Origin of the sequence: Dietzia massiliensis, from assembly GCF_018390595.1 — a bacterium.
In the GTDB taxonomy this organism is placed as follows: domain Bacteria; phylum Actinomycetota; class Actinomycetes; order Mycobacteriales; family Mycobacteriaceae; genus Dietzia; species Dietzia massiliensis.
The window spans coordinates 1-7865 of record NZ_JAHBAV010000086.1 but is presented as its reverse complement, the minus strand read 5'-3'; the positions used below and the strand labels follow the sequence as shown (position 1 = coordinate 7865).

General features: G+C 70.3%; 10 protein-coding genes. 8 read left to right on the top strand and 2 right to left on the bottom strand.

All coding sequences use genetic code 11. From position 1 onward, the window contains the following. The 4 genes from KHA85_RS15580 to KHA85_RS15565 form a co-directional block, all read left to right on the top strand. Positions 1-537: C40 family peptidase (locus KHA85_RS15580; RefSeq protein ID WP_213186507.1), on the top strand; the 537-nt coding region annotated here is incomplete at its 5' end. A 29-nt stretch (positions 538-566) separates the two neighbouring features. Next, entirely contained in the window at positions 567-803 is a 237-nt protein-coding gene (locus tag KHA85_RS15575) for a hypothetical protein (RefSeq protein WP_223210182.1), read from the top strand. Continuing rightward, a complete protein-coding gene (locus tag KHA85_RS15570; protein ID WP_007629639.1) occupies positions 800-1180 on the top strand; it encodes a YbaB/EbfC family nucleoid-associated protein in 381 nt (126 codons plus the stop codon). The genes KHA85_RS15575 and KHA85_RS15570 overlap by 4 nt, the downstream gene beginning before the upstream one ends. 24 nt (positions 1181-1204) lie before the next feature. Then, complete coding sequence (locus KHA85_RS15565; protein ID WP_181365961.1) at positions 1205-2425, top strand: SatS C-terminal domain-containing protein; 1221 nt, start codon at positions 1205-1207, stop codon at positions 2423-2425. 4 nt (positions 2426-2429) lie between these two features. On the opposite strand, the gene KHA85_RS15560 is transcribed toward KHA85_RS15565, so the two are convergent. Together KHA85_RS15560 and KHA85_RS15555 are read right to left on the bottom strand one after the other, a co-directional pair. Further along, on the bottom strand, positions 2430-3746 hold the full coding sequence (locus KHA85_RS15560) for a thymidine phosphorylase (RefSeq protein ID WP_308936971.1): 1317 nt from the start codon (positions 3744-3746) through the stop codon (positions 2430-2432). After that, on the bottom strand, positions 3743-4195 hold the full coding sequence (locus KHA85_RS15555; protein ID WP_213186506.1) for a cytidine deaminase: 453 nt from the start codon (positions 4193-4195) through the stop codon (positions 3743-3745). The genes KHA85_RS15560 and KHA85_RS15555 overlap by 4 nt, the downstream gene beginning before the upstream one ends. Positions 4196-4384: 189 nt before the next feature. On the opposite strand from KHA85_RS15555, the gene sdhC reads away from it, so the two are divergent. From sdhC to KHA85_RS15535, 4 genes are all read left to right on the top strand, one after another. After that, on the top strand, positions 4385-4792 hold the full coding sequence (gene sdhC / locus KHA85_RS15550; protein WP_082904708.1) for a succinate dehydrogenase, cytochrome b556 subunit: 408 nt from the start codon (positions 4385-4387) through the stop codon (positions 4790-4792). Positions 4793-4806: 14 nt separating this feature from the next. Next, positions 4807-5238, top strand: a complete 432-nt coding sequence (locus KHA85_RS15545; protein WP_213186505.1) for a succinate dehydrogenase hydrophobic membrane anchor subunit — start codon at positions 4807-4809, stop codon at positions 5236-5238. Between the two features lie 60 nt (positions 5239-5298). Then, on the top strand, positions 5299-7068 hold the full coding sequence (sdhA, locus tag KHA85_RS15540) for a succinate dehydrogenase flavoprotein subunit (RefSeq protein ID WP_213186504.1): 1770 nt from the start codon (positions 5299-5301) through the stop codon (positions 7066-7068). Further along, a partial coding sequence (locus tag KHA85_RS15535; RefSeq protein WP_213186503.1) for a succinate dehydrogenase iron-sulfur subunit occupies positions 7068-7865 on the top strand: 798 nt, incomplete at its 3' end. The genes sdhA and KHA85_RS15535, both read left to right, overlap by 1 nt.

The following is a 7865-nucleotide window of genomic DNA, read 5'->3' as shown; positions in this document are numbered from 1 at the left end:
CCCGCCGAACCTGGGGCCGCGTCGGGGGCCTCGGGCGCGACGGCGTCGCTGGCCGGGTACGGCGGATCGTCCGAGGGGGCGGCGTCCGCGGCCCCAGGTTCGGCGGGTTTCGGGGACGCGGGCTCCGGCCTGATCGGCGGCGGCACCGAGGTCGCGCTGCCCGACGGTTCGGTCGTCACCGCTCCCAACGAACAGGCCGCGGGGGCGGTGCGCAACGCGCTCAGCCAGCAGGGCGTGCCCTACGTGTGGGGCGGCACGACCCCGGGCCAGGGGCTCGACTGCAGCGGGCTCACGCAGTGGGCGTACCGGGACGCCGGGGTGGAGATCCCCCGGCTGGCCCAGGAACAGGGCGTCGGCGTCCAGGTGTCGGCGCAGGACCTCATGCCCGGTGACCTGCTGGTGTGGGACGGTCACGTCGCCATGTACATCGGCAACGGGCAGATCGTGGAGGCCGGGGACCCTGTAGCGGTATCCGGGCTTCGCACCGACAATATGGGCATGTCCTTCTACGGTTTCTACCGCCCGACGGGCGGATGACCCGCGACACGTGCCGTCACACCGACCCCGTGACCGGAGTGGTCGCCGAGGTCGGCACCGACGGCGTGCCGGTGGGCCTGGCCCTGCCGGCCGACCTGCTGAACCGCCCGTCCACCGAGGTGGCGCGGGCGGTCCTGCGCACGCTCACCGCCGCGGCGGGCGACGCCCGCGAGCTCCTCGAACGCCTCGCCGCCGAGGAGGGTGACGGACACGGTCGTGACGAGTGGGAGTGGGACGACGACGAGGTGCGGGAGGCCGTCCCGTGAGCGGCGGCGGACTGGACGTGGAAGCCTTCCTCGACCGTCTGCGCGGCATCGCGGCCGAGTGGGAGTCCGCCCACGACCAGCTGGAGACACTGCGCGTGGTGTCCAGCAGCAGCGACCAGCTCGCCACCGCCACCGCGGACTCCGGCGGCACCGTGGTGGACCTCGTCCTGGCGCCCGGCCTGCGCCGCCACGGTTCGGAGACGGTCGCCGCGTCGATCCTCGAGGCCACCGCGGACGCCGTCGAACAGGCCAACGCTCGACGCGCCGAGCTGGTGTCGGGCTCGGTCGCGCTGGCGGTGATCGGCCGCAGACGCGCCGCCGAGGACGCCGCCCGCCGGTACCCGGACGCCACCCGGGCGGGCCGTGGCACCGGCTGAGCGGGCGTGGATATGCTGACCAGCATGGCCAAGGACATCGTCCCGATCGAGCTCGGTCTCCCGGAGGGAGACGTCACGACCCTCTGGGCACCCAGCTGGCGCGAGGACAACGACGACTGGGAGGCGTTCCTCGGTCTCGGCGACGACCTCTACGCGTTCGACTCGACGGCCGAACTCCTGGCCCTGGTCCGCAGCGGCGCCGAGCACGACCTGCAGGACCACCCCTCGTGGGAGCAGTTCGCGCAGTCCGACGTCCTCGACTTCCGCGCCGCCGACGAGAACTGCTACGACCTGGTAGGCGTCCTCGAACTGCTCGGCGAGAACCCCACCGAGTCCTCGGTCGACGAGATCGACCAGTCCTTCGCGATCGCCCGCTCGATCGGCGAGGTGTGCGAACTCGACACCGTGACCAAGTTCTTCAACGGCAACCCCGTCCTGGCGTCCGTCACGCACGGCATGGACGAGTTCTACGGCCGCGACGGGCTCAAGCTGTGGAAGTCCATCCGCAAGACCGTCGCCAAGGGTTGGGACGACGTCCTCGACGCCATCCAGGACGTCATGACCACCCCCGAACTCGACCGCGGCGAGGTCGAGCGGGCCCGGTACGACCTCGAGACCGCCGAGGCTGCACTCCCCGAGCCGGAGCCGGAACCCGAGCCCGCACCCACCGGCTACCCCGAGGGCTCCCTGTGGGAGAGCGTCGGGATCGACCCCATCAAGATCGTGTTCTCCGACCAGGAGTACCTCAGCCTGCGCTGCTACCTCGGGGACCGCCCCGTGTTCCTCGGGGACGGCGACCAGGCCTACGTCTTCACCAGCCCCCGCGGCCTGGCCCGCTTCCTGGCGGACAACGACGACGCGACACTCAGCCGGGTGGCCACGTACGAGCGCGTCAAGCTCGCCGCGGTCGACGGCAGCCTCGACGTCCACGTCACCGACGACAACGCCTACGTCCTGGCAGGGCTCGACCGCGACATCGAGGTCGGCCCCGACATGGTCGACCCCGATCAGCTCGGCCTGGCCGTGGAACTCGTCACCGACCTCGCCAACTATGTCGGCGACGCCGAGCTCGAGGCGTCGGTCACCGGCCGCGGCTCGGCGCTGCGCCGGTTCGTGCACTACGTGCTCAACCCCGACGACGCCAAGCTGCTCGAGCCGACCGCGCCGTTCGACGACGAGGCCACCGAGTGGCGCGACCTCGTCGACGACGTCGAGAAGCTCGTCACCACGCCCGACATGGCCTGACGGATCACCACCCGCGCAGGCGGTCGGCGACCTCCCCCGCGGGGCCGCGCCCCGGGCCCGTCCCCAGGGCGGCCCGGAGTTCGTCGACGGCGGCGGGCAGGCGTCGCTCATCACCCGCGTGGACGGTGGCCACCACGTCCCCGGCCCTGACCACCTCGCCCTCGACGCGGTGCAGCAGGACGCCGGCGGCGTGGTCGACCGCCTCGCCCGGGCGGGAGCGTCCCGCCCCGGACAGCCACGACGCGCGACCGACACCGAGGGCGTCCCACCGGACCCGGCCCGTCGCCGATGCCCGCACCTGTTCGACGTGCGCGGCGCGCGGCAGCGGCGCGTCCGGGTCGCCGCCCTGGGCGGCGATCATCGCCCGGTAGGAGTCCATCGCCCGCCCGTCGGCCAGCCGCGCCCGCGGGTCGGCGTCGTCGATCCTCACCGCGGCCAGCGCCTCGCGGGCCAGCGCGCAGGTCAGGTCGATCATGTCCTCGGGTCCTCCGCCACCGAGGATCTCGAGACACTCGGCCACCTCGAGCGCGTTGCCCACGGCGCGGCCGAGCGGAGTGTGGTTGGCGGTGACGAGGGCGCTCGTCCGGACGCCGGCGGCGGTGCCGATCTCGACCATCACGCGGGCCAGCTCGCGGGCGTCGGCGGGATTCGGCCGGAACGCGCCCGAGCCGTACTTGACGTCGAGCACCAGCGCGCCGGTTCCCTCGGCGATCTTCTTGCTCATGATCGACGCCGCGAGCATGGGGATCGACGGCACGGTCCCGGTGACGTCCCGTAGGGCGTAGAGGGCGCGGTCGGCGGGCGCGAGGTCGGACCCGGCCGCGCAGATCACCGCCCCCGTGCGCCCCAGGACGTCCCGCATCGCGACGGCGTCGAGGTCGGCGCGCCACCCGGGGATCGACTCGAGCTTGTCGAGGGTGCCGCCGGTGTGGCCGAGTCCGCGGCCGGACAGCTGCGGTACGGCGACGTCCCAGGTCGCGAGCAGCGGGGTGAGCACGAGGGTGATCGCGTCGCCCACCCCGCCGGTCGAGTGCTTGTCGACGGTCGGGACCACGGCGTCGCCGCGGGTCACGGTGGACAGGTCCAGTCGGGTGCCCGAGCGGACCATCGCGGAGGTCCACCGGGAGATCTCGCGGTCGGTCATGCCGCGGAAGTAGATCGCCATCGCCAACGCCGACATCTGCTCCGGCGCGACGACCCCGCGGGTGAACCCGTCGACGATCCAGTCGACCTCGTCGTCGTCGAGTTCCCGCCCGTCCCTCTTCGCCTCGATGATCCGCACGGCGTCATGGCGTCGCGCCGGACCGACCCGCTCGCTCACGCCAGGTCCCCCGGCCCGAAGGCGTCCGGGAGGAGCTCGCCGAGGCGCACCGCGCCGCGCGCGGTGTGGACGACCAGGTCGGGGCCGCCGTGTTCGTGGAGGAGCTGCCGGCAGCGCCCGCACGGCGAGAGCGGTTCGCCGGTGTGGGTGACGACGACGAGCTCGAGCAGCCTCCCACCTCCGGTCCGGTGGAGGTCCGACACGAGCGAGCACTCGGCACACAGTGTCAGCCCGTAGGAGGCGTTCTCCACGTTGCACCCGACGACCATCCGCACCCGCCCGTCGGGGTCGCCGGCGGGCGGATCCGCGTCCGGGCCGACGGCCAGCGCGGCGGCCCCCACCCCCAGCCCGGAGTACGGACGGTAGGCACCCCGTGCGGCGGCGAGGGCGGCGTCGGCGAGGCCGGCGACGATCGCGTTGTGTTGTGCTGCGGTTTCGTCCTGGGACACCTGGCTTACCCCTCGGTAACATCTTTTAGGCTTCCCTAACTGGGAGAACCCGCTCGGTCCACGGTACCCACCCTGCTTTCGCCTAGTCAGATCTCAGGTCTAAAGTCCTAGTAGGCGCCCGCTGTGCTCTCGGGCCGGAACGCGCGCCGATGGCATCAGGCCCAGACGATTCGGAGGCACGACAAGCCCATGAGTACTGCGCAGGCGCCGGCGCGTCCGGCCCCCACAAAGAAGCTCAATTTCTACAAGGGTGACCCGGGGATGTGGTCGTGGGTCGCCCACCGGATCTCCGGCGTCGCGATCTTCTTCTTCCTCTTCGTGCACGTCCTCGACACGTCGCTCGTCACGGTGAGCCCGGAGAGCTACAACGCGGTCATCGACACGTACAAGACGCCGATCGTCGGACTGATGGAGATCGGCCTCGTGGCGCTCGTGCTGTTCCACGCGCTCAACGGCCTGCGCATCGTCCTGGTGGACTTCTGGTCCAAGGGCGCCAAGTACCAACGCCAGATGCTGTGGACGATCCTGGCGATCTGGGTCGTGGTCTTCGCCGCCGCGACCGCGCGCCTCCTCTTCCTCCTCTTCGAGCACCTCTAAGGAGAACGATCACCATGGCAGACGCACCTGTTCTCCAGACGTCCTACGACCGCCCCGCCTCGCTGGCGCAGCCCCGGTCGCCGCGCCTCCGCTCGCGCTTCAACTTCGAGCGCACCGCGTGGATCTTCATGCGCTACTCCGGCGTCGCGCTGGTCATCCTCACCCTCGGCCACCTCACGGTCGGCCTCATGATCGACGAGGGCGTCCACCGCATCGACTGGGCCTACGTGGCCGATCGCTGGCAGAGCCCGTTCTGGGCGATCTGGGACATCCTCATGCTCTGGCTGGCGATGCTGCACGGCGCCAACGGTGTCCGCACCATCATCGCCGACTACTCGCGCAAGGACTCGACGCGGTTCTGGCTCAACTCGATCCTCCTCACCGCCACCGTCCTGACCCTGGTCCTGGGCACCTACGCCATCTTCGGCCTCGCCTACGACATCTGATCGACGGCAGTATCCGTCCGGCGGACTTCACTATTTTCGAAAGCGAGCACTGAGAAACCCATGACCGATCGTCAGGTCCACCAGCACCAGTACGACGTAGTGATCGTCGGCGCGGGCGGCGCAGGCATGCGCGCGGCCATCGAGGCGGGCCCGCGTACCCGTACCGCGGTCCTCACCAAGCTCTACCCCACCCGCTCCCACACCGGCGCCGCCCAGGGCGGCATGTGCGCGGCCCTCGCCAACGTCGAGGAGGACAACTGGGAGTGGCACACGTTCGACACGGTCAAGGGCGGCGACTACCTCGTCGACCAGGACGCCGCGGAGATCATGGCCAAGGAGGCCATCACCGCCGTCATCGACCTGGAGAACATGGGCCTGCCGTTCAACCGCACGCCCGAGGGCAAGATCGACCAGCGCCGCTTCGGCGGCCACACCCGTGACCACGGCAAGGCGCCCGTCCGCCGGGCCTGCTACGCGGCCGATCGCACGGGCCACATGATCCTGCAGACGCTGTACCAGAACTGCGTCAAGCACAAGGTCGAGTTCTTCAACGAGTTCTACGTCCTGGACCTGTGCCTCTCGGAGACCCCCGAGGGCCCCGTCGCCACCGGCTGCGTCGCCTACGAGCTCGCCTCCGGCGACCTGCACGTCTTCCACTCCAAGGCCACCGTCTTCGCGACCGGCGGCTCGGGCCGTATGTACAAGACCACCTCCAACGCCCACACCCTCACCGGTGACGGCATGGCCGTCGTCTTCCGCAAGGGCCTGCCGCTGGAGGACATGGAGTTCCACCAGTTCCACCCGACCGGCCTCGCCGGCCTCGGTATCCTCATCTCCGAGGCCGTCCGCGGTGAGGGCGGCATCCTGCGCAACGCCGACGGCGAGCGCTTCATGGAGCGCTACGCCCCCACCATCAAGGACCTCGCGCCGCGTGACATCGTCGCCCGCTCGATGGTCCTCGAGGTGCGCGAGGGTCGCGGCGCCGGCCCCGAGAAGGACTACGTCTACATCGACGTGACCCACCTCGGCGCCGACGTGCTCGAGGAGAAGCTGCCCGACATCACCGAGTTCTCCCGCACCTACCTCGGTGTGGACCCCGTCACCGAGCTCGTGCCGGTGTTCCCCACCTGCCACTACGTCATGGGCGGCATCCCGACCAACGTCCGGGGCGAGGTGCTGCGCAACAACTCCGACGTCGTCCCCGGCCTGTACGCCGCCGGCGAGTGCGCCTGCGTGTCCGTCCACGGCTCGAACCGCCTGGGCACCAACTCGCTGCTGGACATCAACGTCTTCGGCCGCCGCGCCGGCATCGCCGCGGCGGAGTACGCTGCGAACCACGAGTTCGTCGAGCTCCCCGAGGAGCCGGAGAAGATGGTGCGCGAGTGGATGGAGCGGATGCTGTCCGACCGCGGCAACGAGAGCGCGGCCGACATCCGCAGCGAGATGCAGGCCATGATGGACGACAAGGCGTCGGTGTTCCGCACCGAGCAGTCGCTCACCGAGGCCCGCGACGAGATCCGCGCGCTCAAGGAGCGCTACGAGCACGTCACGGTCAGCGACAAGGGCCGACGGTTCAACACCGAGCTCCTCGAGGCCGTCGAGCTGGGCTTCCTCCTCGAGCTGGCCGAGGTCACCGTCGTGGGTGCCCTCAACCGCAAGGAGTCGCGTGGCGGTCACTCCCGCGAGGACTACCCGGACCGCAACGACGACGAGTACATGAAGCACACGATGGCGTTCAAGGAGAACGGCCTCGATCTGCTCTCCGACATCCGGCTGGACTGGAAGCCGGTTGTGCAGACCCGCTACGAGCCGATGGAGCGTAAGTACTGATGACCACCGCAGTCGACACCACCAAGGCCACCGACGGCAGGGACCCGAACTCCAACCGTCCCGTTCCGCCCGGCTCGACCATGGTCACGCTGAAGATCGCCCGGTTCAACCCGGAGGATCCGGATTCGGCGGGTTGGAAGGAGTACGAGGTCCCGGCCCTGCCGTCGGACCGTCTGCTCAACCTGCTGATGTACGTCAAGAACTACATCGACGGGTCCCTGGCGTTCCGCCGGTCCTGTGCGCACGGCATCTGCGGTTCGGACGCCATGCTCATCAACGGCGTGAACCGCCTGGCGTGCAAGGTCCTCATGAAGGACATGCTCCCCAAGGACGGCAAGTCCATCACCATCACGGTGGCGCCGCTGCGCGGCCTGCCGGTGGAGAAGGACCTCTACGTCGACATGGAGCCGTTCTTCAAGTCGTACCGCGACGTCATGCCGTACCTCATCACGTCCGGCAACCAGCCGACCGCCGAGCGCATCCAGTCGCAGACCGACCGCGCCCGCTTCGACGACACCACCAAGTGCATCCTCTGCGCCTGCTGCACGACCTCATGCCCCGTGTTCTGGGCCGACGGGTCGTACTTCGGGCCGGCGGCGATCGTCAACGCGCACCGGTTCATCTTCGACTCCCGTGACGAGGGCGCCGCCGAGCGTCTCGAGATCCTCAACGACGCCGAGGGCGTGTGGCGCTGCCGCACCACCTTCAACTGCACCGACGCGTGCCCCCGTGGCATCCAGGTGACGCAGGCTGGCCGGAGATGCAGGCGGACCGCAATCGCGACCGCGGGCGGGGCG

Excerpts from the sequence above, each read along its gene's own strand:
- KHA85_RS15565 (WP_181365961.1), top strand. The coding sequence starts at position 1,205 with ATGGCCAAGGACATCGTCCCGATCGAGCTCGGTCTCCCGGAGGGAGAC.
- sdhC (WP_082904708.1), top strand. The coding sequence starts at position 4,385 with ATGAGTACTGCGCAGGCGCCGGCGCGTCCGGCCCCCACAAAGAAGCTC.
- KHA85_RS15545 (WP_213186505.1), top strand. The coding sequence starts at position 4,807 with ATGGCAGACGCACCTGTTCTCCAGACGTCCTACGACCGCCCCGCCTCG.
- sdhA (WP_213186504.1), top strand. The coding sequence starts at position 5,299 with ATGACCGATCGTCAGGTCCACCAGCACCAGTACGACGTAGTGATCGTC.